The sequence below is a fragment of the Devosia sp. genome (assembly GCF_017307495.1).
GTDB lineage: Bacteria > Pseudomonadota > Alphaproteobacteria > Rhizobiales > Devosiaceae > Devosia_A.
The window spans coordinates 1-1208 of record NZ_JAFKHE010000036.1 but is presented as its reverse complement, the minus strand read 5'-3'; the positions used below and the strand labels follow the sequence as shown (position 1 = coordinate 1208).

Genomic DNA, 1208 nt, shown 5'->3' with positions numbered 1-1208 from the left:
TGCCAGACCTCGGGCTGGTCGCTGACGGCGCAGGACGTGTTCAACAATGTGCCGCGCACGATGATCGAGGCGATGGCGGCGACGCAAGGCCATACCCAGTCGCTGCACACCAATGCGCTCGACGAGGCGCTCGCCCTGCCGACCGATTTCTCGGCCCGCATCGCCCGCAACACCCAGATCCTGCTGCAGCAGGAGAGCGGCACCACCCGGATCATCGACCCCTGGGGCGGCTCCTATTATGTCGAGCGTCTGACCGCCGAGCTCGCGGCAAAAGCCTGGGCGCATATCCAGGAGGTCGAGGCGCTCGGCGGCATGGCCAAGGCGATCGAGGCCGGCATCCCGAAGCTGCGGATCGAGGAGGCCGCCGCCAAGACCCAGGCGCGCATCGATGGCGGCCAGCAGGCGATCATCGGGGTCAACTGCTTCAAGCCGCAGGACGAGGCGGCGATCGAGGTGCTCAAGGTCGACAATGCCGCGGTCCGGGCCCGGCAGCTCGACAAGCTCGCCCGGCTGAAGGCCGAGCGGAACGAGGGCGAGGTCCAGGCGGCGCTGGCGGCGCTGACCGAGGGCGCCGCGGGCGAGGCCAACCTGCTCGACCTCGCCGTCAAGGCGGCGCGGGCCAAGGCGACGGTCGGCGAGATCTCGCTGGCGCTGGAGCGCGTGTTCGGGCGCCACCGGGCCGAGATCAAGGCGATCTCGGGGGTCTACAAGCGGGAGGTCGGCACGATGAACCCTGCGGTCACCCGGGTGCAGGCGATGACCGAGGCCTTCGCGGAGGCGGATGGGCGTCGCCCGCGCATCCTCGTCGCCAAGATGGGCCAGGACGGGCATGATCGCGGCCAGAAGGTGATCGCCTCGGCCTTCGCCGATCTCGGCTTCGACGTCGATATCGGCCCGCTCTTCGCCACCCCCGAGGAGGCGGCGCGCCAGGGCGTCGAGAACGACGTCCACATCATCGGCGTCTCCTCGCTCGCCGCCGGCCACCTGACCCTGGTGCCGGAGCTCAAGGCGGCGCTCGCCAAAGCCGGGCGCCCCGACATCATGATCGTCGTCGGCGGCGTGATCCCGCCGCAGGACTTCGAGACCCTGCTCAAGGCCGGCGCCAGCGCGATCTTCCCGCCGGGAACCGTGATCGCCGACGCCGCCGAAAAGCTCCTCGAGGAACTCAACCAGAAACTCGGATACACCCAGAAATCAGCCGCGGAGTA

At 69.5% G+C, this 1208-nt stretch carries 1 protein-coding gene; it reads left to right on the top strand.

Annotated elements, in window-relative coordinates:
• On the top strand, positions 1-1208 hold a 1208-nt coding region (locus J0I99_RS20245), incomplete at both ends, for a methylmalonyl-CoA mutase family protein (RefSeq protein WP_291399257.1).